The 26,602-nt window shown below is 52.8% G+C and carries 28 protein-coding genes; 7 read left to right on the top strand and 21 right to left on the bottom strand.

Features of this window, described 5'->3' with window-relative positions; genetic code table 11:
- Nucleotides 1-5: 5 nt before the first annotated feature.
- The 3 genes from QF010_RS03770 to QF010_RS03760 form a co-directional block, all read right to left on the bottom strand.
- A complete protein-coding gene (locus QF010_RS03770; RefSeq protein ID WP_429381226.1) occupies nucleotides 6-410 on the bottom strand; it encodes a response regulator in 405 nt (134 codons plus the stop codon).
- A 235-nt stretch (nucleotides 411-645) separates the two neighbouring features.
- Complete coding sequence (locus tag QF010_RS03765) at nucleotides 646-1,578, bottom strand: DUF808 domain-containing protein (RefSeq protein ID WP_429381228.1); 933 nt, start codon at nucleotides 1,576-1,578, stop codon at nucleotides 646-648.
- Between the two features lie 139 nt (nucleotides 1,579-1,717).
- Nucleotides 1,718-3,523 (bottom strand): hypothetical protein, encoded by a 1,806-nt coding sequence (locus QF010_RS03760; protein WP_429532488.1) that lies wholly within the window; start codon nucleotides 3,521-3,523, stop codon nucleotides 1,718-1,720.
- A 262-nt stretch (nucleotides 3,524-3,785) separates the two neighbouring features.
- Between QF010_RS03760 and QF010_RS03755 the strand changes: the two genes are divergently transcribed.
- Nucleotides 3,786-5,231 carry a site-specific integrase gene (locus QF010_RS03755; protein ID WP_429381232.1) on the top strand — a complete coding sequence of 482 codons (1,446 nt, stop codon included), beginning with the start codon at nucleotides 3,786-3,788 and terminating at the stop codon, nucleotides 5,229-5,231.
- A gap of 62 nt (nucleotides 5,232-5,293) precedes the next feature.
- Here the strand turns inward: QF010_RS03755 and QF010_RS03750 are convergent, their stop codons facing one another.
- On the bottom strand, nucleotides 5,294-5,521 hold the full coding sequence (locus tag QF010_RS03750) for a hypothetical protein (RefSeq protein ID WP_429381234.1): 228 nt from the start codon (nucleotides 5,519-5,521) through the stop codon (nucleotides 5,294-5,296).
- A gap of 196 nt (nucleotides 5,522-5,717) precedes the next feature.
- On the opposite strand from QF010_RS03750, the gene QF010_RS03745 reads away from it, so the two are divergent.
- The gene (locus QF010_RS03745) at nucleotides 5,718-6,671 is read left to right on the top strand and encodes an SGNH/GDSL hydrolase family protein (protein ID WP_429381236.1); all 954 of its coding nucleotides are present in this window, start codon (nucleotides 5,718-5,720) and stop codon (nucleotides 6,669-6,671) included.
- A gap of 368 nt (nucleotides 6,672-7,039) precedes the next feature.
- Here the strand turns inward: QF010_RS03745 and QF010_RS03740 are convergent, their stop codons facing one another.
- On the bottom strand, nucleotides 7,040-7,804 hold the full coding sequence (locus tag QF010_RS03740) for a hypothetical protein (RefSeq protein ID WP_429381238.1): 765 nt from the start codon (nucleotides 7,802-7,804) through the stop codon (nucleotides 7,040-7,042).
- 396 nt (nucleotides 7,805-8,200) lie between these two features.
- Between QF010_RS03740 and QF010_RS03735 the strand changes: the two genes are divergently transcribed.
- From QF010_RS03735 to QF010_RS03725, 3 genes are all read left to right on the top strand, one after another.
- Complete coding sequence (locus QF010_RS03735) at nucleotides 8,201-8,605, top strand: hypothetical protein (protein ID WP_429381240.1); 405 nt, start codon at nucleotides 8,201-8,203, stop codon at nucleotides 8,603-8,605.
- 163 nt (nucleotides 8,606-8,768) lie between these two features.
- A complete protein-coding gene (locus QF010_RS03730) occupies nucleotides 8,769-9,338 on the top strand; it encodes a hypothetical protein (RefSeq protein WP_429381242.1) in 570 nt (189 codons plus the stop codon).
- Nucleotides 9,339-9,656: 318 nt separating this feature from the next.
- Nucleotides 9,657-11,009, top strand: a complete 1,353-nt coding sequence (locus tag QF010_RS03725; protein WP_429381244.1) for a hypothetical protein — start codon at nucleotides 9,657-9,659, stop codon at nucleotides 11,007-11,009.
- A gap of 125 nt (nucleotides 11,010-11,134) precedes the next feature.
- On the opposite strand, the gene QF010_RS03720 is transcribed toward QF010_RS03725, so the two are convergent.
- The 5 genes from QF010_RS03720 to QF010_RS03700 all read right to left on the bottom strand — a co-directional run bounded on the left by QF010_RS03720 (nucleotide 11,135) and on the right by QF010_RS03700 (nucleotide 15,223).
- Nucleotides 11,135-13,168, bottom strand: a complete 2,034-nt coding sequence (locus QF010_RS03720; protein ID WP_429381246.1) for a hypothetical protein — start codon at nucleotides 13,166-13,168, stop codon at nucleotides 11,135-11,137.
- A gap of 18 nt (nucleotides 13,169-13,186) precedes the next feature.
- Nucleotides 13,187-13,429 (bottom strand): hypothetical protein, encoded by a 243-nt coding sequence (locus QF010_RS03715; protein WP_429381248.1) that lies wholly within the window; start codon nucleotides 13,427-13,429, stop codon nucleotides 13,187-13,189.
- A gap of 62 nt (nucleotides 13,430-13,491) precedes the next feature.
- Entirely contained in the window at nucleotides 13,492-13,782 is a 291-nt protein-coding gene (locus tag QF010_RS03710) for a hypothetical protein (RefSeq protein ID WP_429532487.1), read from the bottom strand.
- Between the two features lie 83 nt (nucleotides 13,783-13,865).
- On the bottom strand, nucleotides 13,866-14,597 hold the full coding sequence (locus QF010_RS03705) for a GNAT family N-acetyltransferase (RefSeq protein WP_429381252.1): 732 nt from the start codon (nucleotides 14,595-14,597) through the stop codon (nucleotides 13,866-13,868).
- An 89-nt stretch (nucleotides 14,598-14,686) separates the two neighbouring features.
- Complete coding sequence (locus tag QF010_RS03700) at nucleotides 14,687-15,223, bottom strand: hypothetical protein (protein WP_429381253.1); 537 nt, start codon at nucleotides 15,221-15,223, stop codon at nucleotides 14,687-14,689.
- Between the two features lie 374 nt (nucleotides 15,224-15,597).
- Between QF010_RS03700 and QF010_RS03695 the strand changes: the two genes are divergently transcribed.
- The gene (locus tag QF010_RS03695) at nucleotides 15,598-17,055 is read left to right on the top strand and encodes an SEL1-like repeat protein (RefSeq protein ID WP_429381255.1); all 1,458 of its coding nucleotides are present in this window, start codon (nucleotides 15,598-15,600) and stop codon (nucleotides 17,053-17,055) included.
- Nucleotides 17,056-17,130: 75 nt separating this feature from the next.
- Here QF010_RS03695 and QF010_RS03690 read toward each other — a convergent pair whose 3' ends face one another.
- Nucleotides 17,131-17,505, bottom strand: a complete 375-nt coding sequence (locus QF010_RS03690; RefSeq protein WP_429381257.1) for a hypothetical protein — start codon at nucleotides 17,503-17,505, stop codon at nucleotides 17,131-17,133.
- Nucleotides 17,506-17,868: 363 nt separating this feature from the next.
- On the opposite strand from QF010_RS03690, the gene mvaT reads away from it, so the two are divergent.
- On the top strand, nucleotides 17,869-18,234 hold the full coding sequence (gene mvaT / locus QF010_RS03685) for a histone-like nucleoid-structuring protein MvaT (protein WP_429381259.1): 366 nt from the start codon (nucleotides 17,869-17,871) through the stop codon (nucleotides 18,232-18,234).
- Nucleotides 18,235-18,550: 316 nt separating this feature from the next.
- On the opposite strand, the gene QF010_RS03680 is transcribed toward mvaT, so the two are convergent.
- From QF010_RS03680 to QF010_RS03635, 10 genes are all read right to left on the bottom strand, one after another.
- On the bottom strand, nucleotides 18,551-18,961 hold the full coding sequence (locus QF010_RS03680) for a hypothetical protein (protein ID WP_429381261.1): 411 nt from the start codon (nucleotides 18,959-18,961) through the stop codon (nucleotides 18,551-18,553).
- A 310-nt stretch (nucleotides 18,962-19,271) separates the two neighbouring features.
- Nucleotides 19,272-20,429: a glutathionylspermidine synthase family protein gene (locus QF010_RS03675; protein ID WP_429381263.1), complete on the bottom strand. Its 1,158-nt coding sequence runs from the start codon at nucleotides 20,427-20,429 to the stop codon at nucleotides 19,272-19,274.
- A 15-nt stretch (nucleotides 20,430-20,444) separates the two neighbouring features.
- Entirely contained in the window at nucleotides 20,445-21,215 is a 771-nt protein-coding gene (locus tag QF010_RS03670) for a DUF1190 domain-containing protein (RefSeq protein WP_429381265.1), read from the bottom strand.
- Between the two features lie 23 nt (nucleotides 21,216-21,238).
- Nucleotides 21,239-21,664: a DUF350 domain-containing protein gene (locus tag QF010_RS03665; protein ID WP_429381267.1), complete on the bottom strand. Its 426-nt coding sequence runs from the start codon at nucleotides 21,662-21,664 to the stop codon at nucleotides 21,239-21,241.
- 12 nt (nucleotides 21,665-21,676) lie between these two features.
- Nucleotides 21,677-22,345 (bottom strand): DUF2491 family protein, encoded by a 669-nt coding sequence (locus tag QF010_RS03660; protein WP_429532486.1) that lies wholly within the window; start codon nucleotides 22,343-22,345, stop codon nucleotides 21,677-21,679.
- Nucleotides 22,342-23,367 (bottom strand): potassium channel family protein, encoded by a 1,026-nt coding sequence (locus tag QF010_RS03655; protein ID WP_429380262.1) that lies wholly within the window; start codon nucleotides 23,365-23,367, stop codon nucleotides 22,342-22,344. Before QF010_RS03655 ends, QF010_RS03660 begins: the two co-directional genes overlap by 4 nt.
- 89 nt (nucleotides 23,368-23,456) lie before the next feature.
- A complete protein-coding gene (locus QF010_RS03650; RefSeq protein WP_429380264.1) occupies nucleotides 23,457-24,014 on the bottom strand; it encodes a rhomboid family intramembrane serine protease in 558 nt (185 codons plus the stop codon).
- A gap of 65 nt (nucleotides 24,015-24,079) precedes the next feature.
- The gene (locus QF010_RS03645; protein ID WP_429380266.1) at nucleotides 24,080-24,793 is read right to left on the bottom strand and encodes a PspA/IM30 family protein; all 714 of its coding nucleotides are present in this window, start codon (nucleotides 24,791-24,793) and stop codon (nucleotides 24,080-24,082) included.
- 21 nt (nucleotides 24,794-24,814) lie between these two features.
- The gene (locus QF010_RS03640) at nucleotides 24,815-25,252 is read right to left on the bottom strand and encodes a YjfI family protein (protein WP_429380268.1); all 438 of its coding nucleotides are present in this window, start codon (nucleotides 25,250-25,252) and stop codon (nucleotides 24,815-24,817) included.
- A gap of 702 nt (nucleotides 25,253-25,954) precedes the next feature.
- A complete protein-coding gene (locus tag QF010_RS03635; protein ID WP_429380270.1) occupies nucleotides 25,955-26,602 on the bottom strand; it encodes a hypothetical protein in 648 nt (215 codons plus the stop codon).

The raw sequence follows: 26,602 nt of genomic DNA, 5'->3' as shown, positions 1-26,602 counted from the left end.
CTCGGTTAACCACGCGCCGCTGCGACGTGTAGGGGGCCGGCAAGAACTCCGACACTGATAGCCATCTCCCGAAGTGCCTCCACAGTCACGGGCTTCACCAGGTAGCCAGAGGCACCAGCTTCTTCAGCATGTGCGCGATCGGCCGGCGTCTTTCGGCTCGATAGGACAATAATCGGAACGTTGGAGATCTCGCCCTCGGTATCGCGGATCTCGCTAATCACCGAAATGCCATTTTTCCAATCGTTCAGGTTCAGATCGATGATCAGTAGGGAAGGGTGGTACGACTCCAGCGTCGTCGACAACTCACTCACGCTGGAAACCGCCCGGACCTCGTCAAACAGCTCACGCGAGCACTTCTGCGCAAGATAGGAGTCCGTAGGAGAGTCTTCAACAATTAGGACTTTACTCATTGAAACACCTGCAAGGGCCGATGGCCGGGAAATCGCCTGTATTACGCCAGGCCGGGTAGTACTCAAATCAGATACTGGGTTGGTCCAGCCGAATGGCCAGTCGCTACCAGGCCTACAGGGTATCCGAAGGGCGAGCGGTGTCGAGCCAAAAAGCCGCTGCTTTTTCGTTAGCAGTACACGACGCAAACAAAAATGCCGCCCAGCAGTGGACGGCATTTTGGGGTTAGTCGATGGATCAGGCAGTGCGTCGACGAAAGAAAATCGCCTTAGTCGCTGCTACCAGACATACCAGCAGGCCGCCTACGGCGAGACCAGTCATGCCATCAATGATCACGCCTGCGCTACCCGCCAGCAGCAAACCGAAGCCACCGATGGAGCCACCGGTGGAGATCAGCGACTCGCTGAAGTGGTGTAGGGCAGGGACCCCGTGGACAATAATCGATCCTCCAACAACAAGCATGGCGGCAGTGCCGACGATGGCGAGAGACTTCATCATCACTGGCGCGCTCCAAAGTAGGCCGCGCCCCAATTCGGCGAGGAACCGATTGGATTTGACGGTCAGGTGCAGACCCATGTCATCCAAGCGTACCAGCGCGGCGACAAAACCATATACGCCGCCAGTGAGGATCAGGGAAATCACCACCAGAGTAAGAAATTGCTCAAGGAGAGGGGCGCCGGCGACAACCGCCATCGTGAGAACCAGGAGCTCGAGGCTAAGCACGGCGTCTGTTCGAATGGCCCCACGAATTCGTTCACGCTCAAAACTGACCATATCGATAGCATCGTTCGACAACGCCAGCTTGCGCTCTTCGTGAACCGCCGGATCACGGTGCCCCAGCACAGAGTGGAGAACTTTTTCGACACCTTCAAAGCAGAGGTATGCGCCGCCGATCATCAGCGCCGGCATGATTGCCCAAGGGGCCAGGGCGCTTACCAACAAGGCACCTGGCACGAGGATGGCTTTGTTGAGCAGTGATCCCTTGGCCACCGCCCAAACAACTGGCAACTCGCGATCGGCTCGAACACCAGTAACCTGCTGGGCGTTGAGTGCCAGATCATCCCCGAGCACGCCTGCTGTCTTACTAACGGCTACTTTAGTTTGTGCCGCAACATCGTCTAAAACCAACGCGATATCATCAATCAAGACCCAAAGAGTGCCTGCGCCCACGTTTTAATTCCTATTTTTGAATTGTGGAAAATAAGTAACTTTAAATTTACGCTGCAATCTTAAGCGGCTTTATCAGTGACACTAACCCCGACCCAAAAAGCGACGGATTTACTACAATACAGACTGAACCAGCACGGAATCATGAAAAAATAATTCCTAGTGCAAGTCGCTTTGCCCTCACAGTAGACACACCGATACCGTAACCAATTTTGGCAGCAGCCTCCAGATCGGACATTGTTCCTATAATGCTAATCTGCTCATCAGTCCAATTCCATTTCTTCCCCGCATTTGAACTAGAAGGAATTGATAAACTTTGTCGCATCAGGGTAATCCTTGAGCGCTCAATCCCGGTTTGCTTTGATAACTTATAATCACTGATTTTACCAAGCTGACTAAGAACGTCATCTGTCCAACACTCGTCAAGAGCACGAGGCGCCTTAGGAGCTTTTGAAATCCTGCATGCTTTTATATTCAGCGCGCGACGTTTTTTCCGAACGCCGAGAAATGTAATTCCATTTCCAATCTGCTCAGCAACTTCTTTATCGGTCATTTCCCCTAAGAGAGCCAGATTTTCAGGAGTCCATGTTTTATTGAAAGCAGGAATACCTAAGCTAGCTCTTTTATTATAAACCTGCTCAGGAGTAAATTTCCCACCTGCAACAGTTAGCGCAAAATCAGCATCAGTCATCGCACCAAGGAGAGAAGTAAACTCGGCAGTCCACAGCCTATAAAGTGGAATACCAAGCTGAGTCCGTTTAAAAAAAACTTGGTTATAGGTGAAACCCAATTGTTTAGCGATATTGGCATCGCTATCAGTTCCAAGAGCACTAATCTGCTCAACGGACCAAATCCGACCGCCACCTTTGTAAGGCATCGTCCCTATCTGAGAAACTACGTTTGCTGGGATTTTACTAAGCAACAACTCAAGCTCTTTAGATTTTTTATTGCCATTAGGTCCATAAACGCGAGGAATGCCAAGATCTAATCGCAACCTGATTACCTGGACTAGAGGTATTTTGAATTGCAGAGAAATTTCTCTATCATCACGCTTCCCTAGAGCTTTTATTATCTCGTCTTGCTTTTGCTCATATGTCTCCGACGCGAGCAATGAAATATCTGCTTGAGGGGTAACAACCGCGGAATACTCCGGAATATTTTCCTTAATACGCGCATTTACTATCGTCGGCAAAGAAAACCCAGAGATCAACGATAAATACATGTCTGGAACAGTTCCAAGCATAGCGATGAGGTCTTCGGTCCATAGTGATTTCGCAAATGATGGAATATTTAACTCGGAACGCTTCTTCTGAACTGTAAAGGTAGAAACCCCGAATATCCGTGCAAAATTCGCGTCCGTCATTGTCCCAAGCAATGAAATTGCTTCGGTCGACCACTCTAATTTAGAACGTGATTTCGCTTTAGTGCATTTCCCTAAAGGGGAAGGGGAGCCCAAAGTACTAACCACTGCAACTGCTGAATTAGGGGTGAATTGTTGGCTGTGCGCCACCGCCCCAATTTGTCTGCTTGAATTTTCAGTGGCGTTAGAAAACATATTTGTTTCAGAAAAATCAACCAGCCTCTGCGATTGAGATTCCCCAAAATCACCAGGACTAGACGAAACGATAGGTATGACTTTACCCTTTGGGAACCGAGCAATCCCAAGCTTCTCCCTGATCCGAAAAACTCTGCTTTTACTTATATTGTACTTAGCGGAAATATCCCGATCGGGCATCTCGCCAAGATCATCGACCAGCCCATCCGGGTAAGGTGACTGTTTGATGGATGGGATAGTTAGGGATTCTCGCATCATTCGCAAGAAGTAGGGTGAGACCCCTGTCTTAATAGAGAGCTCACGATCAGAGCATTTGCCTAAGAGGTCAAGCACGCTCACAGCACCATTCGCTGTGTCGGGTTCAGTAAAATCAGAGCTCGTTGGATTTTTCATATTTCGATTTCTAAAGTTCTTACGATCAGGATAACTACACAAAAAAATATCGCACGCCAAACCAACCCCCAAAAATTCAGCGGAGGGTTGCAATACGATCGAGGGTTGGCAGTACTGAATGAAATGCGCAAAGAAATAGCTCATCTAAATCAGTATTTTAATGAGCTAATTCAAAGGCTTAGTGATGGGTGACGCATCAGGGATGGGTGTAATATTCGATAATGAGTAGAACCGTATTTTACAGAGATCACGGAATCCGGGTATGATTTCTCCGTTTTTAATGGAATCCAAAACCGGAAATCTCATGGCCGCGAAGCTGATCCCTTTATTCGAATCGCATGATCGATTCCTTGAACTGAACCACAACAACCTAACTCAAGAACAACCGGTAGTCATCAGCTACCTGGAATCATTCCCTGATGATCTCAGCGCAATCGATGGTTATCGAGCCGTCCGAAGCTTCCTTCGCTCATATGAAGGCAACGCTGCGACTTACAATTCCTATCGCACCCACGTCGAGCGCTTACTGCTCTGGTCTCTGCTGGTGTGCAAGAAGCCGTTACTGGAAATGACCCGCCAAGATGGCGAACGCTTCATGGAGTTTTGCCTGAAACCACATGCCGACTGGATCGGGCCGGTGGTCAAAGCACGCTATCAGCGCGTCGGCGGTCGAACAAAAAATAAGGACACTGACACTTACACAGTCAACCCAAAATGGCGACCATTCTTCCTCACGGTCAAGAAGCCCGACCTCAAGCTCGCCCAGGAACAAAACAAAGAACCTGAGGTTAAGCCATACAAGATGAAACAGGACTCGATCGCCCAGATCTTTGCGGTATGCGGTAGCTTCTTCCAATGGGCAGCTGACGAAGGCCTGTCAAATAACGCAAACCCGATACGCGCAATCAAGCAAAAATCCAAGTACAAGCAACGGGTTGTGGCAGACGAAAAGGCAAAAGCGCTGACCGCGCTTCAGTGGAGTTTCGTACTAGAAACAGCCAAATTAATGGCTGATCAAGCATCAGCCGAATTGCATGCAGCAGCCGACACGGACAACGAAGAACTAGACGATGCAGGTAAAGAGGCACTTAAGACCAAACTAGAGCTTCTTGAGACCAAACGAAAGGTTCACGAACGCACCCTTTTCATCATAGCTACCATCTATTCAATGTATCTCCGGGTTTCCGATATGGTTGGCCGTGATAACTGGCAACCCATGATGAACGATTTCCGTAAAGATGATCACGGCAACTGGTGGTTTCACGTCATCGGCAAGGGCAACAAATCGGCCAAGATTAGCGTCAAGGACGAGTACATAAACGTCTGGATGGCGCGCTACAGGCGATTCCTCGGGTTGACCCCGGCGCCCTCCCCTGATGATTCTGCGCCGCTTCTCCAGTCTATTAAAGGCCGGTCAGGTTTGTCAGAGGGGCATATCCGCAGCCTTGTTCAGGAAGTCTTCGACTTGGCCTTGGAGCGCATGCGTGCGGAGGGCTTCCCAGACGGTGACATCAACAACCTTCGGGCTGCTTCCCTCCACTGGCTTCGCCACACCTCGGCAACAGCCGATGCCAAAGTGCGTGATCACAAGGATCTCCAAGCAGACTTGCGCCATCAAAGCCTGGCCACTACTGTCGATACGTACTACAACAGCAGAGATGAAGAGCGTCATCGTTCAAACAAAAATCTCAGCATTGAGGATCGTTGATACCAAGAGTAAAACCAATATACACGGGAGAGTTTCCCTACCCTCCCGTTCGTAAGTAGAAGCTACTTGCAGTTATTGCTGTACCACCAGTCAATTCCCATTTTCACAAGAATTGCACCACCTGCCCCTACCCAAGCCTTGGCAATACTCACAGCAAAAGTTGTAATAACCTCTCTGTTGGCACACAAAAAACTAGTGTTTGCGGCCAATGCACTCATCTGAGACTCATCTCCCAAATTTGCTTCAATTTCCTTCTTAAGTGCTTCGAGCTGCTCTTTTGTTATTTCCATTTTGCTCTCCACCTTCATTTTTTTGCCGCATTCACGAATTATGAGCGGCGCGATTATGACGGTAGAAGCTATTCGCGATTATGCCAAACGCTATGGTTTTTCTTACAGACAAACGGTAAGGCGCTTTTTGAAACGCCACCTAAACTTCTCTCAAAATCAATCAAGCGACTCAGATTAACCTATGAGGACATAAGACATGACTCGCGCGCTAGACGCATTCGACGAATACGCAAAGCTTGATATCTTGGATTTTTATTTGGATACCTTGCGCGAGTCAGGGAAAATGATGACCGCAGGAGCGCCGTTCAACGTCGTCGCCCAAGGCGATTCGTGGACGAAATATCCACCTGGAAATGACCTGATTAAGTCCCTTAGAAATACTGGATATATGATCAGGAATTTTGGCACTGCCGGTGATACTCTTGAAAATATGCTATATGGCTCCGAGTACAATGATAGCTGGGTAAGACAATCATGCGAGCATCCAGAAGTATTAGATGCTGTTAAAAACGAAAAGCCTAGATTCTTCATTTTTTCAGGTTGCGGAAATGACATCGCAGGCGATGAATTCGCTTCTTACCTAAATCACAAAGACTCTGTAGAAGGCAAAGCGGAAGTCCTGCGCAGAGACTATTCCAATTACATGATAAACACCGTATTTTGGAATGGTTATGAAAAGATGATAACAACAGTTCTCACGGCATCTCCCAATACTAAAATATTGATTCACGGGTACGGATACGCTGTACCAACGGGCAAAGGTGTTATTAATCTCTTTGGGAAGCACATTATTGGCCCATGGCTAAAACCAGCTTTAGTAAGCAAGGGAGTTACAAGCCCAATAGAACAGTGGAATATCGTGAAACGGCAAGTTGACACATTCAATGAAATGCTTGCCCGCCTTGCTATAAAGTATAAAGACAAGGTAATACATATAGATCTAAGAAATGTCATTCAGCCGACTGATTGGGTGAACGAACTGCATCTTAATAATCCTGGATTTGACAAGGCCGCATCTCATTTCGATGCTGTAATGCGCGGTGTGATGACCGATTCTGAAAAAGTCGACCTCGCGAATAATAAAAGAGCTATCGAGAAATTCCTTGCCGGTGACAACGCTGAAATGGTGGGTTTGCTTTCGCAGCCTTAGCGCAGCGCGGTGCGGTGCGGTCTGAAATGGCCGCGCCCACACAGCCAATACTCGTCGATAAAATGCTTCCAGCAACCTCCTGTTCCGGTTCTCAGGCGCTGTTGAGCCGTCCACCTGCCTTCATCAACTGCTGCCCAGGCCTCATTCAGACGCCAGCAGGCCCAGAACCTAGATTTGCGCGACTGGGGCGACCGCAAAATGTGCGAACTGCCGGTACACCTAAATTTCCATAACAGAGCCAAATACGTAAAACGGACACAACCTCCATATGGATTATGTCCGTTTGGCGCGCCGCCACGGAGAGGTGTGTCAGATTCACTCATCCAACTGTCATTGCGGCCAATAAACATATCAATCCCCGCCTTGGGCTAACGAGGAAAGCTTCTGTTCTGGTACGGGACTGTAGTAACGCTGGCGTTGTCCCCAGCGAGGATCGCTCCATTGCGGTAGGGCGCGAACGGCCAGTTGCTGTCGACGATAGGCTTTGTAGCGACCCGCACCGTGTAACGCGCGGTCGGGTCCGTAGTAACCGCTTGGGTGAGATCAATGACCCCAGGCAATCGATAGTTTGGATTCTGAACCTCGGTACTGAAAGCAAAAGCGAGTGGGTATGTTTTAAAGGCTGAGATCCAGAGCACGTCATGTGGGGAGCCAAACTCAGCATGGTGTAGGTCGCTGAGCATCCCCTGCCGACTGAAAGGATAGAGCCACATATGAAAGCGCAGATCCGGATGAAGGCCTGCACTCTCCTGCAGCACAAATCGCCTCAGACGCCGAATCATGCGGTGCCGGTGATGAGCCTTGTCGTCCAGCGCGATCAGATGCCCAGCAACGGCGCGAGCCACCTTGTTGATGTTCACACCTGTAAGTTGAATCGGCTCGATCACCGGGAAGCGCCCCTTCTCCAACGCCGCCGACGCGGACCTGTAGGCGTCGATCAAAGCCGGATCGAGCTCGGCACCCAACACTCGATTGTTGCAGTCCCCACACAGCGTCGCTTTAACCACCCCATTTTGGGCAAGAAATGTCGTCCTATGGCCTCGGAAGTTGGGATCGATTCTCTGGAGGATTTTGGTGACACGCCGCTGGCCAGGCCGGACCAGGCCCCGTGGGAATAAATGGTCCTCCGTCATGGCGGCGCGCTTAAGGCAAAGGTTGCATCGTCTGGTTGAGGGCAACTGGTCGGCGCTCTTGATTGGGTATTGGGTTGAAGTCTGCCGGCGGCCGTGGCGGTCTTGTCACCCTCCCCGCGCCTCGCGTATTGGTGATTATGAACAGGCGTTCACTCTCCATGGAAGGACCAATCATTTCGGCTTGAACAGCCTCCCCCGCGCCCGAGAGCAATCCGCGCATCTGCTTGGCTCGACTCTCGGGGTTCCACGTCAATACTGCATCGCGAGGATGATGAGTGGCCACCTGTTTCTCGACACGGCTAGCGTACGGTCAGTATCTCAAAACGAAATGCCCGGGAAGGTTCTGGCACGACCTGCAACGGGTTCCAATGGCTCCAATTACTGAGGAGCCTCACCATGAACACCACCCCCAACACCAATACCGTCGCAACCGTCTTCAACCGCGCTACAGCGCAAGGTGCCATCGATGCCCTCAAGGCAGCACTCGGTGCGATCGACATCGGCTTCAAAATCGAAACCGGGAACGGCAGCTTTAACCAGAACGAAGTGACCTTGCAGATCAAGGTCCGGATTCCTGGCGGCAAAGATCCTGCACGGGTTCAACTCGAACAAATGTGCACGGTGTACGGCTTTGACCCGGATGTGTCACTGAACTGCCGCTCGTTGGGTAGCTTCAAACTTGTGGAGTTTCATCCCCGCCGGCCCAAGTATCCTTGGGCCGTCATGACCGCAGATGGCACGAAATACAAGATGGACCACGAAAGCGTGGAAGCAGCAGTGGCGCGGCAGCGTAAGAACTGACGCCACCCCAACTTAAAATAAAGGAGCCTCGGTGAAAACCGAGGCTCCCTTTTTTCATTCGATCGCAGGGTCATGTTGCCAAAGCCGCTATAGTGATGGCTATTAAGAATCACTTTTTGGTGGGATGATCCGCCCACTGAATAACATCACGGAGTATTGGTTCATGAGTTCTGCAGCCGCAGCAGGGAAGCTCGTATATGTGGTTGCCAGCGTTGCAGTAACAGCCTGTGCCATCGTCCCCACCATGTACTACTTCAACCGTAGCAACGTCCAGACCGCGGAGGCGAGCGGGAAGCGGGAGGGTGCAGCTGAAGAAAAGGCAAGGCAGGAACAGCAGCGCCAGGCCGAGAACGACAATCTGGAAAAGCTGAACGCAGAGGCCGAAGAAAACCGGCGAATGTTCAAGATGACCCTGGCCCTGTATTCAGTCGGATTGGCGTGTGCGGCAAGCTCTGGGCCGGTATCCGCTGTACACAAGGCGCACATCGAAGAGTACATCGTAGGTGTATCAAAGATCGCGATGCCTGAGTACATGCGCACGAAAATGGACAGCGTGGCTCTCGCACCACCTGATGTAAAAACCGCATTCACCCATGCCGCAAGCGTAGCCAGTACTGAAACCTGGCGCTTCTTTGATGAGCTCGTCGGACTTCTTTTTGATCTCCAGTATGTTGCAAGTGTTGGACTGACCGCCTTCCGATCCGAATGGTTCTATTTGCGCGAGACAGCGTGAGGCGAAATGATGAGCAGTACTCTTGAACGTTTTGCCCTCCGCCAGGCTCTCCGAGCACAGAGAAGTGCCGGTGCCGAACTTATCCCTATGCCCTCTTCCTCCGACGCACGACGACTGTCTGCGGCACCAGTCGATCAGGCGTATCTTGATGGCCTGGCGCTAGCGGCTCCTTTGGGAAGTCCTCCGATTGCCGTCACCGCCGCAGCGATTGAAGCTCGGCTCTCGGGTTTAGAGGAAGCGTTTAACGCCGAACGAGTCTCGAGGTTATTCGCTGAGACACGGCGGTCAACGCTCCAGGCTGTTGCTGGAACGTTTGGGGTGGGCAAGATTCTCAGTGCCTATGACAAGACTGGTGGAAGCGTGGACACGATCCACAATGCCCGCGCTGGAGTCTATGCGACCGACGAAGCCCAACTGGCTTACCAGGATCGTGGTGCGTACAACACCTACGATTATCACCAGAAAGATCCACGATATGCAGAAACGAACCGTAAGGCGACCGAGGCCCGGCTGCGTGACAACCTTTCCGACGCATACACCGGAGACCCGCTCGGCCTCAAGGATAGCCAAAGCCTTGACCACACAATAGCGGCCGAGTGGATTCATAAAGACCCTGGACGGGTTCTGGCTGATAAGGACGGCCCCAAGTTGGCCAATGAGGCCAGCAATTTAAATCCAACGACCAAGACGACGAATTCGGCAATGTTGCAGAAGTCGGCGACTGAATACGTTGCCTGGGTTAAAGAAAACAAACCAGCGCGCGACGCAAGATTGGCAGAGTTGCGCGCCCTAGAGGCTACTGGCGAACCGCTGAGGAAGGATCGCGCTCAAGAGCTTGCCAAGCTGACTGAGCAGGAGAAAATTTCTAATAATCCTGAACCCCTTCTCGCTGCCGACCGGACTGCTAGGGCTGATTATGAGAACGAGATAAACACCTACTACCGCAGCCCAAAGTTTCGTTCAGACTGCCTTAAAACCAGCGCGAAAGCTGGTGGCCGTGCGGCGTTCCAGGCCGCAGTTGGGGCGGTTCTAGTCGAGGCGTTCGCAGGGATATGGGATGAGATTCGCGACTGGTATGAGAACGGAGCCCAGGAAGTGACGGTAGGTACCGAACTCAAGCGCCGAATCAAGCGCGTTGGAGTGCGAGTTGCCAAGCAATGGAAAGAAGTACTCGCCGCCGGGGCTGGTGGTTTCATTTCTGGCTTTCTGGCCAACCTTCTGACGGTCCTAATCAACGCGTTCGTTACCACCGCCAAGCGGACAGCACGCATGATCCGCGAAGGTGCCTCATCGCTGGTTACTGCCTGCAAAACTGTCCTTGTCCGACCAGAAGGCATGACACTTACCGAGGGGTTACATGAAGCGTCAAAAGTCGTTGTTGGTGGCGCAATCATTGTCGGCGGCGTTGTACTGGAGGAGGCGATCAGTCTTCAGCTGAAAGCAATACCGGTAATTCTGCCGTTCGCAGACATGGCAACCGCGGCGATCGTAGGCGCATCCACGGCTCTCATCTCCACCATCGCGGTCTACATGGTCGACAAAGCAGACATGTTTGGGGTCAACCGCGCCAGGCTGATGGAACACATGAATGCGGAGCTCGACCTTGCCTTGCAACAGCAAGCGTCGCGCCGAAGCCATCTGATTGAACAGCTTCAGGAGCAGGTTGTGTAACAGAGGATGGCTAACTCGGTCGATGTTCTCACCGACCGTGGCTTGAGGCTCTCCTTTCGGCGGGTCGCTTCTATTCGTCCTTGGATGCCGAACTTGAAGCCTAGCGATTAGGCTTCTTCGGCAAATCAGTAAGGGCGTAGCTTTTCCAGCCCAACCAGCCAGTCGTCCCAGGTATCTACGCCCTTAGCCAACTCTATCATTTGCTCAATGTCGATCCCGCTGTTCAAACACTTGGACACCTGCTGGTCGAGCCAAGCGCTCTTCAGATTCACCAGTCGCTTGCGGAGGATGGCAGCGAGATAACTTCGGCGTGTGGACAGGGTGCCCTGCACACGAACCATGTGTTTTGCTAGGGCATCTACGACATCAGTCCCCAAGGTCGTATTCGAAACCTTAGCCAACTCACGCAACTCCGCGAGGAGGCTGGGGGCTCCGTAGCGCTTGGTGAGTACTGTGACTCGTTTAACCCCCACCTCGTTTAGGTGATGGGACTGCAGATCCAATATTTCGTTGATGGCTGCAACAACGGTCTGCTCTGCAGCAGCAGCTGGGGTTGCCCGACCGACCTCCGCAGACAGCTTGTCGAGTTGCGATTGCAAATACACCAGCTGTGAGCCACTGGCATCCCCCATCGTTGCCCGGATTGATGCCAAATATCCGAGTACGCCTTCGGGCAAATCACTGCCCAAGAGTCGCCTTTCAAAACCGAATGCTACGACACCCTCTGGTCGCTTAATTAGCCCCCACTGGTTGAGCACGCGCAGGTATTTGTCCTTGGCGTTGCCGGCGAGAGTGGCAGCTCTGGCAATCAAGGCGTCAGCAATACCACGTTTGAAGAATGGTTCGAGGTCAGGCCCAAACTCAGGATCAACCAGGCCGCAGTAGGGGTGTTCGGCTATGGCCTCATCAAAGATGTGTTGCGTCAGCGCCTGATCATCCAACTGGTCAAGAGGAAGGTCAACGTTCATCAGCGTAAGGTTTTCGGATGTCGGCTTACGGTTGAAGAGCTCACAAAAATAGGGGGTCAAGGGCTCCAGATCATTGATTCCCATAGAGCCGGCTTCCACCAAGATCCAGTCGCGGAGATCCCCCGCAGGCAGTAATGGCACGAGATTGGTCGCCCACTCAGTCAGTAGCGAATGGGGCTGCGCCCACGTTCCTATATCCCATTGCCGCCATGTGATTTTTAACAGGCGTTCGTGAATGGCCATATCAGATGAGAGGAGTGGGCCATCGTCACTCTGCACCTTCCTGATGGCGGCCACCAAAGCATTGGTGTCGCCGCTAGCCACAGCCTCCAATACTTGCAGCCCTGGTACATTCATGGCCAATTCGCGTAGAGGGGCCGGTAGTTCTTCAAGCAGATCCAGTTCACACGCTTGGATCGCCGCTACTGCCACAGTGGCGGTCAGGTTTGGATGGCCTTCGAACCTAGTGCACAGTTCGGAAATCACCTCCCGAGCAATCTTCTTATTGTCTACTTGCACCGCCGCTGTGAACACAAAGCCGAGCACAGGGCACTTCGTTAGATCAATTTGCTCAATCAGGTCCTTGAGGGGCTGAGCGTCGGTTTTATGAATGTAAATTTGCCGTGCAAGGGCGAACGCTTCCATGCAATCAGCGTGCGGTTTGGACATCTCACGAAGCGCGGTGACGGCCCTCGCACAACTTGCAGGGTAAAGAGGTAGACCTTCTTGACGACTTACACGCATGGCTACTGCAACGTAAATCGCCGAAGACAAAAGTAGAATGGCAGACGGAAGTTCCTCTATGCGCGCCAGCACACACTCCACCAGGTTTGCGATCGGCTCGTCACTCACCCCGGATTTGAACATTGTCATGGCAAATGCGCGTAGCTCCATGGCAATTCCGTCTTCTGATGTCGTAGCCAAACCATCACCAAGGATTGGCCAAGCTGCCTCGTTCCCGAGCTCCCAAAGCACGTAAGCCATTTTCTCTCGCAACGGTCGAGCAGGCGACTCGATGCTTTGGAAAACGTCCAATGCCTCATCAAATTTGCGGGCCAGAAGAAGGCGGTCACCCTCAGCTTCGATTGAGGTGCCCAGTACATCAAAATCGCTGAACCGGCCCCGCATGAATTGTCCCGTTGTGAGGGTGTTCTCAACCTTGATTTTGGGGCGAGATTCAACAGATTCCATCGGGTTCTCCATCATGTTTTACCTTTCAACCCGAGGTGGAATGGCCGGTCGGGGCTTATCTACATCTGGCTGCTTTATGTCATACACATAGCTGTATTGCGCCTCACATCCCGGCAAATTCTGTATATCCCTGCGTTTTCCCTCAGACTCCGCTTTTGCCACCTGCTCCAGGGCCTTTGCGAGGGCAAGATCAAATTCCTCCTTGGAATTTGCCGCAACGATCACTGTGATATGTGCGTTGAATTTCGCTTGATTCGTCATGACGCCTCACCATGTCAGGGGTTCTGATTGTTACGCCGCGAGCCTGGGTTGAGTTGATAGGCTCAGTCGTCGTCGAAAAGACGGTCCTCAGCACGCCTCTCGAAAAGCTTGTCGTCGTCCATGCGAAGCTGATATTTCCTGGGGCCTGACGATCCTGACTCAGGGAACAGGTTGAAGTGAAGGATCATCGGCACAAAGCAGCAAACCATCAGGAGAAATGACAATGCTGAGCCCCAGAACGGGAAATGACGAAAGGCATAGGTGGTGAACCCAAGGCCGGCCAAAGCCAGCAGAACAGTGCTTACCCCCTTCCCTAACCTTTTAACGATGAACTTCACTGGGCTCATGGCCATCTCAAGAATCCTTTCTATGTTGGGGGCTTGCAAGGCACTTCTTCTCGGTGCCCGGCTGTGAAAATTACCCGAACACCGCCGGCTTACGGGAGGAGCGTGGGATCGGTCTTCCATTTTTGGAAGAAGGCTGAGGCCTTATGGGTTTCGGAATGAATGATGCCGACGTAATCAGAAAACACCTTGCCGTATGAGTCACCAAGGTTACTTCGCGCTTTCACCAGCTCTGCTTGAACTGAATCCATTTTATCGAACGAACCCGCCTGGAAATGAGCCATATCGCCACCAGGACCTCCCCAGCCCATTAGGATCTGAGCACCTTGCGTGCCCCTTACCTCAAATCCAAGACGGTGGTATGCACGCACCATATCCCGTGAGCAGCTCAACGAGATATCTCGAACCGTTTCGCGCAACTTGCCGACCATCGCAGTCATGACGCCTTGCAGCCGGTAGTCCCTTCGCACCGCGATGCCGATGATCCCTACGATTGTATCGCTACGAAAATCACGGCTGTACAGGATAAACCCTGCTGCGCAGCCTTTCTTGGAATCATCGCTGGCAAGGACAACTCCAGTGGCGAATCGGCCCACATCAGGGATCATCTGCGGCGCCGTGTAGATCATGTAGTTATTGTATTCTTCTTCCAGTGTGGCCAGCCGCCATTTGAAAAGCGGGTGACTTTCACTCATCGGTTCCAGGAATAAGCCAGTGGCACACTCCTTCGTGATGTCCATGACGCTCTGCCAGGTGTCTTCAGTCAAAACCACGTCAACAAAATTTTCGTACTGCAATGGAACCTCTAAAGCCGGATTAAACATGTTTGATTGCGTAGGGTGCCGTGCCACCCCGCTCCAGTCTTGCCATCGAACCGAAGAGGTTTGTGAGTTAGCCCGTAACAGATGCAGATTCAGGTCCGAGCGGTACTTCCTTTCGGATTTTTTTGAACGGCTGACGGGGGAGATTTGCGCTGCAGCCCAAGTCCAAAAAGCAGATAGCCGAAACTCATCATCATCAGGTATTTACCGAGCTGAATGACGGGTGCGCTATCAACGAATGTGAGCAATGGCCCGGCCATCGTGCAGGCAAACCAGATATACGCCATAGGTGTTGTTAGCGCGCCGATTGGCGATTTCACGCCAGCGAACCAACCCTGAGACTTCTTCTCCGTTACCGGCTCGTCACCAATCGCCGCAAACAAGGTGTCGACCATGTCGGATCGCGGGTCATCGGTGGCTTTGAGGTACTTGATGGCCCTCGCAGAAAATACGATTTCATATACGCCATCGTGAATGCGCCAGTTCTGGATGATGGCTTGAGTAATCGATACCTCACCACTTGTAACGCATAGAACTTCATTCGCAAGGTGCACAACATAGTCCCGCAACACGTCGGATGGAACAGCTCTATTCGGCTCGCCCCGAAGTATCTTGGTGTCCTCTTTCATACCCGGTTCCTTTAGCTAAAAATCGTTTCCAGCGAGAACATTTGAAGGACCTGCTTGTTGCTCCCTCATACTGCCGACAGATTAACGGCAAACACATCGAAAGCCAGCGAAACTGCCACCGAAATTTTCAGGGCTCGAATCGCCCATTCAATCTCTTCAAGGGCTTGAGCTCCTGGACAATGAGGTTAATCTTCCCGACACAATGCAAGACCGTGATCCCACAACGATGCTCTGCCTACTGGCCAGCACAGCTGCCCCACCGGAAGGAACCTCCATGCTTACCCCACTCCCCCTTCATGCCTTTGGTACCGCCAATGCCAAGTGTTAACCAGCCGCGAAGTATCGAGACCCAACTCGAGGAGCTTCTTGGTCGAATGGCGCGGCTCGATCCGAACGCCAAGGCTTGGCATGAAGCAATACTCAGGCTCAATGCCTTCGATGTTGAAGGTGCCGCTACGCTTGCAAGCGCAGCGATTGGAAATGGCCTGGACGCCAGGCTTGTTGAATACGCTCTGGGTTCCATTAACGCGGTTGCCGTCCTCAACGGAATCAAGGGACCGGGTATGGAGGCAATGGCAACTCGGGCAGCTGACACCGGCCACCCAGAATTCGCTTTCAACGCCGGCAACTATGTCATCGCCCGCGCGGCAACACCTGACGACTTCCGGCGGGCGGAGGGTTATTACAAACTCGCGGCTAAAGAGTCGAAGGACGATGCTACCCGCGCGGCAGCAATGGTGAATCACGCGGCAATCGTCCGAGATGGTTCTGTTACCGGCCTACCGGATTTTGCAGCAGCTTTAACGCTCTATGAGCAAGCTGCCAACCTCGGTTCGATGGCAGGCATGTTCAACGCCGGCAACGTTAGCCTGTGGCTTGTCGATCAAGGCCACAAGCAGTATGCCTACAGGGCGGCTCAGTGGTTTGAGAAGGCCATTGAGGTAGTTGAGAAAGGCAGTGCAAGCGCGGAACAAATCTCTGATGAGGTGAGGATGCCCCTCTACGGGTCCGCTCGCCTGCGCCTGGCTGAGATGCACGCACGGGAGCTGCTGGCAAACGCCAGCTTCACCACCTGCCGCAGCCTTGTGGAACCGTACCTAGGCAAAGACCCTCATGCCCAATGGGCGTTGAACATTGCCCATGAAACGCAGATGTGCAAAACAGCGGTTGTTCCCGCCACCACTGCCGGCGGCAACTGGAAGTCGGTGTTGGAATTGATGCAGTGGAATGTCCAGTCGATCACGCCATTCGACCATGGCGTTGTGCGCGGGGTTTCGACGAAGGGTGACCTGCTGATCATTGAGGCAAGACCTGGGTCCACGATGACGTTGATCGTCATGGATTGCTTTGTCCATCCGCAGCACGAGTCGTTTTCTGTGATGGTCGATCTCGCCTATGGGCACCACGATGAGCTTGGCCATCCCTGCTTCATCACCGGCAACAAGGGCTACTTCGCGAACGTCGGCGAAACGGACTACAGCCTGCTGTTTCACATCGTGGGCGACGCATTCACGTCGGTGCCTATTTGGCCCGGGGCAACTTGCAGTGAGGTGCTTGCGCTTTCAGCCCTTCCGGAGGCTGATCGCTTCACCGATGCCGCGGCCGATGTTCGCAATTGCATCCCCATCCTGGTGAATGCGTTGGGCGAGGGCCAGGCGTTGGATGGTGATGGTTTACCTGTGGCTCTGTGGCTAGGAGCTGGTCCATCTCTGCGTTTTCCGATCCTGAGCGGAAAGGAGCCGGGGCGGATTGGTCTGACCGTTTCGCAATCGGAGCAGGAGCTCGATGAGCTTCTGAATGCCCAGCGCCAGGAACGAATTGGAATTACCTAATGAGTGGAACTGGGCAAGGACGGGGACGCTGGGTGGTATCCAGCCCCCTCTCCCATTGAGATCTGTATTACCTACTCAAAAGCTGGCAAAAAAAGCCAGGCCTTGGGCGATCTGCATGCGATCGGTCATCATGATTACAACCCACTGAGCGAATGCCAGCGCCGCATATAGTGCTCCCCAACCACCGCCGCCCCACGAAAAGCAGTAGTAAAGAAAGAGCGCCCCTAGCACCGTCAGAAACCGTGCCCAAAAAACCAGATAATTCAAGTTGGTGCTCAAGGCTTCTGGCAGAGGATTTGCCCACAGAGCTGCATCACTTGAGTACTGAAAGTAGATCTGCAGAACGCCCCACCCGACATATACCAAGATGCACAAAAGGCCAACGATCGGCCTGGCTTTGATTTTTAGGACGGATTTTGGGGGCAGATCAATTGTTCCATCTGTGCTCATTATCAACCTCATAACATGTAGGTTCATTACAGTTATGGATGATCGTGCCCGAGCGCGCATATCGTCACAACTCAAAACCACGGTCATAAATTCATCAGGCTTCGGAGTGGATTTTCGACTGGTTACTTTTCATTCATAGACCCTGATTTTTAATATTTCATCAAGGGCGTGTGGACTTCACATTTCCAATGGTGGCACACTTAAGGAATGTTACTTTGACACTACAGCATTGATTTCAACCTCCAATGCTGAGCGATTAGTTTCTCAACTTGAAAACACAAAAACGGAACCAAGGCAGTTGCCTCCCGGCACTGGGGTTTTGTCATTACAGCCCAGGATGGGACCAAAACTGAGGGAGTCACCGTGTCTTTGATCAATGAATACCGCGCCACCGAAGAAGCAATTAAAGAACTCCAAAGCCGCCTGGAATCGTTGAAAACCAACGACGGCCTGCAAAAAGAAATCGAATTCGAAACCAAGCTAAAGTCGCTGATGGGCGAGTACAGCAAGAGCCTGCGTGACGTGATCGCAATCCTCGATCCGAAGGTCGGCACCAAGAACGCCGCTCCTACCACCAAAGCTGGCTCTACACGCCAGCCGCGCAAGGTTAAACAATACAAGAACCCGCACAACGGCGAAGTCATCGAAACGAAAGGTGGCAACCACAAGACCCTGAAAGAGTGGAAAGCCAAGTGGGGTGCCGATGTGGTGGAAAGCTGGGTTAAATAAATAACCAGCGATGAAAAAAGCCAGGGACTTACCCTGGCTTTTTTGTGTCTGGTCACTAAGAAACACAAGCTGAAATGTCATTGAGGTGATGCGGAAGGACCAACCGACAGGAGTTGAGGGATGCATGCCCAGCGACGGACTTCAGCCAATGCCTGGTCATCCGACTGGGCAGTAAGCAAGATCGCTGGATCGATTCAGCCGAGCTTCCGGCCAAGGCGCAGGTAATGAGCTGCCGCTTCGCGAGTAACCCAAGCTGCGTGGCCATCGGCATCAACCAAGCGGGAATTATTTCGAGTGTTCATCGCGTTTTCCTTGATCAATTCGTTGCCATGGTTTGAACGGCTTTAGACGCCAGAAGGGAGTCAGCAAACCCTCTCTCTATCTTCTCGGCGACGACAGCGGCCTCGCTTGTAATGGCGACCAAAAACAACCCATCTATTTCGCGGATATCTCCAACCATGCCGTCGCGCCTTACCCGTTTCATCACCGCGTGTACGTTACACACCAGCCCTTTGTCACCGATGGCATCGGCGGTGAAGCTTGCAATAGTTACGGTCTGTTCCCAGCCGTCCAGCTTTGCAGGCTGCAATGCTTCCACTACCTGGTGGCTCCCACATAGCAAGTTCTGCGTATAGCTATTTGCAACAGTGGGTTCCTGACCGGCGTAAACGTACCCAGTACACACCACACCGCCCAGCAGCGCCAAAGCTGCAAATTTCTGTTTCATGACTCGCTTTCCCTTAACTCTTTGCCAACTCGACAACTTAGGCGTGTAGCACTTCGCCGCGGAGGTCTCGATCCAGTTACACAAGTCCTAACGCAACCCCGTAGAAGCCGTCTACGGGAGCAGGCTCAATTTCGACACCGGGGAGGTTGAACACGAAGTCCATAAACCCTACCTCGAAAGCATCAGCGCCTTTGGTGGCACGGAGCAATGACAGGTCATCTTTCGCGGCTAGCTCTTCAGGATTAAAAGGTGGGATTGGGGATGCAAAGGGAAGCGGCAAGCCGCTTTCCTTTGCGTAGGCATGAATCAGTCAGTCGATCACGACATGAGGGAGAAAGCGGCTGCTGTCCTTGGTGATGAGGCTATCGTCTTCACGAATGCCAATTCCGGAGGCTCGGTCACCGACGACCCAGGAACCAATGAGCGTGTAGCTCTGGTCGAACTTCGGTAGCGCCGCAAATTCCTGGAGGATGTATGGCGCATCGTTGTACGGACCGTCCTCGAATACGACCTCGTTCGAAGGGGTCCGAATTTCGATGTTGGAACCTTCGCGAGAAAAGTACGGCTTCCTTACCCACCCCTTGGGCACTGCTGACTGAGGAGCAGTGTCGACGAATGCCGGCAGTAGATTCGGGTGGCCTTCGTTGAACTGCCAGAGCAAGGGGAGAATCCCCTTGTTCGAGATAATCGACTTCCAGGCCGGCTCAATAAACTGTGTGTCACACCCCGGAATAGCTGCCCCATGGGGCTCAACAAATACATGCTCCCATGCGTGCAGCTTGAAAATTCGCTCGATCCAGCGCCCCTCCAGATCGACAAACCGTCCTTCTGGTGTAAGGCCAATATCTTCGATGTCGATATGCCTGGTCTCAATGCCCACGTGCCCAGCCATTTTCCGCATGAATTCAGTGGTACCACGGTCCTCGACGGACCCAGACATTGCAGAGAAATAGAAAGGCCCACCTTCTCGCAAAGCGTGAAATGCTTGGATTAAATCCGCGGCTAAGGAATTGAACTGGGTAGCATGGGCAGGCAAGGCTCCACGCTCCATTAGCTCCTCAAGCCAAATAAGTTGGAATGCACCCGCCTCATATAGAGAGGTGGGTGTATCCATGTTGGCCTCCAAAAGCTTGGCCGGGCCGTTGCCGTCATAACTGAAGTCAAACCGCCCGTACAAGTGCGGGTGTCCTTCCTTCCAGGATGTTCGAACCAGATCGAAGAACGCCTCAGGAATCGCCAGGCGGGTCATCAACTCCTCACTCTCAACAACGCGCTCGACAACGTCCAAGCACATTGAATGCAGCTCCTCAGTTGGAGCTTCAATGTCCTTGGAAATCTGAGCCTCGGTGAACTGGTAATAACCACGCTCATCCCAATAGCGCTCACCGCCGATCGTGTGAAAATCGAAATTTTCACGCGCTGCTGTTTCGCGCCAGTTTGGACGTTCTTCAATTCTGATTTTTTTCATGTTTACCGATCCTGGTTAGCCACCGACGCTCATACTTCCACCGCTACTACCGCCCCACCCGCTTCGTGCCGTGGCTTGTGCGCCAAGACCACCACGGGAGATGGACGATGATGCGGAAGACATGCTCGAGCCAGAACCCCCACCCAGGCTACGACCAAGGGTTGCCGGGGTATAAGTGTTGGTCGAGGCATATTTAGCTTGTGTCGAGCGACTGAATGTTTTGCCATCGTCGATCTGACGCGAAAGCGTCGACGTCTCGTAAGAGCCTCGACTATCGCGCGTTTGGTAGATCGGTTGGGAGACAAACTGCGTACCGTTGCTTCGATTACTCAGCAGGTTGCCGATCAGTAAGCCATTCAGAAATCCACCGTCGCCACCGCCGCCACTGCCACTGCCACTGCCACTGAATCCGCTTCCGGCCTGCTCAACCTGGTGTCTAGCGGCATCGACGTCTTTTTTCGGTATTTCTCCGGAGATGGCCAGCTCGAAGCCACCGAGCTTCGGCATGTACTGACCGTCAGAGGTTTGCTGGCAATAGTCAGGGACGAAATCGACCTCGCAGGCCGCCTTGTCGTCATACTTAGGTGCAATGCGATTGTGATCGCTCAGCGCTTGCATAAACGCCGCAGAACAGATATCGACTGGAACCTTTTTATCGGCACATTCCTGAACGGATTGAAATGTCTGCTTTGCACTGTAGGTGAGTGTCGGCTCGGCCTGTGTACATGCACTGATCGCTAAGGGCAACGTGCTGGCGAGCACCAGTTTCAAAGAACTACGTCTCATCTTGATCTCCTTAAATTCCAGTCTTAGGTCGCCGGGGTCATGCATGCGGCGTTCAGGAGACCAACGCTAATTGCGACGCTGGCAGCGTAAACAGCCGAAGCGAGCTCGCCTCGCGCGATACGATCAGAAAGCCCCTTGAGGACCAGGCTGGTTGCGCAGAAAGCAAGCAACTGGACACCGCTCGCAATCACCGCCCAAACAACAGCATCAAGCACACTGACGCTGTAAGTGATGATGTTGCTGAAAGGGAGAGCGAAGCCGATCAACGCGCCACCCAACGCCACAGCCGCAGCCACGTTGCCTTCACGGATCAAGACGAACTCTTTGTGCGGGGTGAGCCGGGTGTAGACCAACTGGAAGAGCGCAAACAGGATGGCCGCGACTGCGATGTAAACGAGAAAGGCGATCACGGCATGGGGGTTGAGCGACAAACGCAGAGCGTCAAGCATAGGTACTTCCTTTTAGATGACTTTAAAGTCAGTGGATTGCAGAGTTACCCCGAGCGAGGTCGATAGTGAGATAACGCCCTCTTCATCTTCTTCAACCGACAAGAGCAGAAACTCTCGTCGATCGATTAACCCGGTATCGCGGGCGTAAAGCATGCTCAGATGCTTTATCTGGTAGGACTCATCCGGGTTTGATACATGCTCTGTGAAAGGGGTGAGTTCTGTTTGGCCAATCTCCGTGCCCCACTGCCGCTGATATTCCCAACCAGAATGTTCGTACGTTGGCATGCCAATAGGGGATTCGGGGCCGACCAAGCGCTTCAGCTCAGCCTCACTGTTGATGGTTACGACAGAGAAGTAACCGAACAGGATGATGTCCTGAACATCGGTGGCTGCCGGCCCGTTCATCAGGCATTGGAGCCAGTAATCCTCGTTCTCGAAGTAAAACCGTGACAGGCGTATAGACTGGCCAAGGTCGACCTCGCCGACAGCCCATACGACCTCTTCGTTTGGAACTTCCAGTTCAGAATGCCCATCTAGCAGCAGCTTGAGCGAGTCATCGAGATCCAGCATCCGGTGTGGTGCCAGGCCGAATGGCTTACTGTCGACTGCCGGCGTTTTCAGTTCATCTGTTGTCGAAGCCAGCGGCGCTTCAAAACCCATTGCGCGTTTCAGCCATTTCATAACAAGCCTCCTTCAAGGCGTTCCGAAGCGATGTAAAAAATTTCCCCTCCACGTACTTCAGTCGCGTTAGAAGGGTTGATGTCGAAATCACCGCCCCCAAGGGCCCGATAGCCAATCAGCGTTGCACTGAACTCCGTTCTCAACCTGATGTAGAGATCACCGCAATTCGTCACAAACCCATCTGGCAAGACGTAGCGAAACTGCGTAGCCCCTTTCCCCACGCACAACAGTTCATTGATGACGATGCTTGAGCCTGGGTCCTGAGAAGAACGCACTAGCATCTCGATCGCCATGTTCGAGGTGCACTCCAATTCCGGCGCGTACGTCTTCGCCAGTGATGCCCGCTCAGAATCATTGAAGTGGGCAACCACATGCCCCTGTGGGGCCAGCTGCTTGAGGGTAAGAACAATGGCTAGCGTTAAATTGTCAGACTGTGTGCGAACGAGAATCCGATGAGCCCCGACTACACCGGCGCGTTTCAAAAGGGGTGGTGAATCAAGTGAATCGCCTTTCACAAACAACGCTTTCCCGGGCATAGGATTTTCGAGCGTTAACGCATCACAAATGACCATCTTGTCACCGCGTGAGGCCTCGTCCTGGGAAAGCAGATCGACAATCCGCTCACTTGACTCGCCGTCCCATCCAATCAACACGGTGTGCCCTGTGAGGGTGGAGTAATCGCCCATTCCTTTCATTTTCCGTCTCCAGAGAACACTGACTGATGTTGTTGCCTTGCCAATTACCGTTGTCAGCAAGGCAATGCCGCCAAACATGATCCAAAGCGCAGTAATGGTCTTACCGAGACCGGACTTTGGTGACATGTCGCCGTAACCCACGGTTGTAGCTGTGGTGCAGTAGAAGTAGAGGAAGTCCAACGCGCTCAACAGATGGTCTTCACCCGCAACGAATAAGAGCGCATACGAGATCCCAAAATGGAGCCCCAACATAAGCCCTATACCTGCCCATCCGAATTTCTCGAAAAATGCAGCGGTGTGGGCTTTCAACAGAAGCAATAGCGACATCAACACCAACTCCCGAAGGCAGTTTCGAATGGATGACAGGAAGTTAACGGCTGGCAAAAAATCTGCCAGCCAAAACGAGGTCTAGAAGTTCACGCAGGAATAGGTGCAGGGGATTTGGATCGCATAAACCAGGCTGTCGCGATACCCGCGATGGTTCCGGCAATATGCGATTCGAATGAAGTGCCAGGGGACGGCAGGAGACCAAACACCAGGCCGCTGTAACCAAGGAACGCGGCTGTGGCCAAGATCAGATTGAGGAAGCTGCGCTGATACCAGGCGTTGGCCAGCAGAAAAGCCCAGAAGCCGAAGACCAGGCCGCTCGCCCCAACGTGATATGCATCTCTGCCAAAAACCCAAACGAGCATGCCGCCGACTACCGAAACCATCACTACCACTTTGAAGTAGTGAGCGATTCCTTGAATAGCCACTAACCAGCTGAGGACAACGAACGGCAGAAGATTCCCCAGCAGATGAAACACCGACGCATGAACAAAGGGAGATATAAAAATCCCCAGAAGCCCTTCAACCGTTCTTGGCAAGACCCCGAACTGCAGGAGTGAGTTGTTGGTTACTGAGTTAAACAGCTGAACAGCAACGAGCAGCGCTGCAAGACTCAAAATGACCTTGAGATTTCGTCCCACTTTCATCTTTCACCGCCAAATCTGGACCAAAAAAATGGGCCGACGGATATCCGTCGACCCACCCTGAGAGCTTATTGCGCAGCGCTGTTTGCTTGACCCTGCGCCTGAGCCCGCAAACGGGACAGAACATCATCAGCGCCAGCCGGCTTCGTTCCGATCCCAGCCTCCTGCAGCCGCTTCTCGAGATCGGTGCCGTCCGCTTGAGCATTCAACTCCTCGGCGGAGTCCAGGCGCGCCTGTCGCTCATCTTGTTGCTGCTTGAGTCGGCCGAGGGTTCCAACTGCAGTTTCCAGGCTGCCGTTTGCCCCACCAGTGGCAGCCGCACCACTGATCTGCGCTGATTGGACGCTGTCTCGAGCCTTCACCAGGTCTGCTTGCTGACGAAGTTGCTTGATCTGCCCTTCGGTCTTGGTGACCTGGTTAGCCAGGACATCCACATTCGAGCCAAACTGATCAGCGACAGCTTTTTCCTGGTCCCGCTGCACGGTCAAATCAGCGATCTTGCCGGCACATTCCGTAGCGAGACCTTCTTCGCCCTTGTTGAGGGCGGCTAGCGCCTTCTGCTCCCAGTTGGCGATGTTTTTGTTGTGCTCATCGACACGCTGAACTGCGAGCTTGTGCTTAGCTTTGATGGAGACAAGGGCATCACGCGCCTTGATGATGCGCGCGTCAGCATCCCGGATCTCCTGATCCAGAATTCGCAATGCCTGAGAGTCGATGATCGCCTCGCCAGCCTCGGTCGCTCCACCGCGGATTGCGGTGGCAAGTTTTTGCAAAAAGTTCATTTATAGGTCCTTACGGCTGGATCAGATTTCGAAATGGTGTTCGAGCGCTTGCACTGCAGTACTGATGTTCGTGGCCAGCGTCAACACTTCGTGGACGACTACAGGGAGGCTGGACGCAGCCGCCAGGGCTCCGAACATGTCGTAGACGACTTCGCCGCCTGAAAGCGTTTTGATGCCGATCGAGGACAGAGGAAACAGGTCTCGGCTACGGAGCACAGCATCATTGAAGTCGACCGGATTTTTGACCTGTTTGACTTCTACCAGCAGTGCTTCCACCAGGATCTGATCACCGGAAATGGCGAGGTAAATCGGCTGACCGCCAAACTCGTTCATCACGAGCTTCAGTGCTGGTTGGGCGGAATCTGTCAGAGAGACCGAGATCTCGTTGCTTTTAACGAGATCCAACTCCGCAAGTGCGGATTGAAGGGTGGTGATGGTCCAGTTGCTATTTTCGGTCATAAATTCCTCCAGTTTGACCCGCCTGAACATTGGGTGCAGGCGTATTAACCCATTGCAAAAAAGCAGTGCGATATCACCGAGACTTGTACTCACACTCCTCGTGACCGCCAGTGAAAGGCATAACCCCTGGGCGAAATATTTCAACCCGAAGAATCTATGGCCGTTTTGTTTTCAGTAGGAAATCTCGGTAAGTCGCCGGAGCTTGGCCAACGGCGCTAAACCTTCACCCAGTGCGTCGATGATTCCAGGGGTAAATACGGCTCGGTAACCGGCCGCAGTAGGTACCCATCGTTCAAGCACATGAACTGTCCCTCGCTCCTGGCCTGCATACAGAACCGAAACAGTTGCACGCTGTAACCTGTTCAAAAGGAGTTCAATTTCCTCTCGGTCGCTGAGTGCGGCTGCTGGAATTTCTAAGGTGCAGTTCAACCGGGCCTTTCGCTGGTACCGGTTAACAGGATTGTTCGCGTGCCGTTTCATGTTCAAACCACAGTTGAGTGGCGAACAGATTTCCATACCGAAAAATGGCGTGCACGCCAAAACACCACCTAGAAATTCCAGAGGTGGCGTCAGCGGAGGATTGGAGAAAGGGTTGCGATGTTGATCATCCGAGAGAGATGACTTCGGAGTCATCACCAGCAGAAGGAGATGGTTCGAGAGTGGTGCACGATTTGGACCGGAAAAACTTTCTTGGCTGGCCCTCTACGCCTTCTGATCCGCCCAGGCGAAAAGGGCCATCTCGATGTCAGCCACTCGCCAGCCAGTAGGTGACTTACCTCGGGGTAGATCACAGTCCGGTCGACTAATACCAGCCTGCTCTAACTCCCCCATGAGTTTCGAGAGGAGCTCCAGGAACGCAACGTAACCACGGACCATAGACGGGTCGTTACCATCCGTGATGATCCTCAACAAACCTTCATTCAGCAGCGCACGTCGAATCCGGTTATCCAGACTCGCGTGGATCTCCGGCCGGAGAAATCTCAAAAATTTGGATGCGTAGGTAAGACCGCAGCCTGGGATCTGCAGGGCGTGTTCAATCGCACCGGTGGGACTATCGATGCTGCCGACGACTAACTGAACCTGCGCCAGCAGACAAACATTCCCTAAACCCACCTCAAACTTCATTCGAGGGCCAGCGCCGCCGCCCCAGTCCAGAAGTTCTCGAATAAAATTCGTCGGTGCTGTCTTGATCTCACTCGCCAAGGTGAGCCAGGCCCCGCGCTCCTCAAGCGACTTTATCCAGCAGAACGAAGGGAAGGTGTCCGCCGGATAGCCGTAGACACCATGGTGCTTGCCCCAGTGGTATTTCTCGAAATAGCCGGGAAGAAGTTTCACATCAATAGCGGTCAA

The organism is Pseudomonas silensiensis, from assembly GCF_050434865.1.
Classification (GTDB): Bacteria; Pseudomonadota; Gammaproteobacteria; order Pseudomonadales; family Pseudomonadaceae; genus Aquipseudomonas; species Aquipseudomonas fluorescens_W.
The sequence above is the reverse complement of the archived record's forward strand: the minus strand, read 5'-3'. Positions and strand labels throughout refer to the sequence as shown.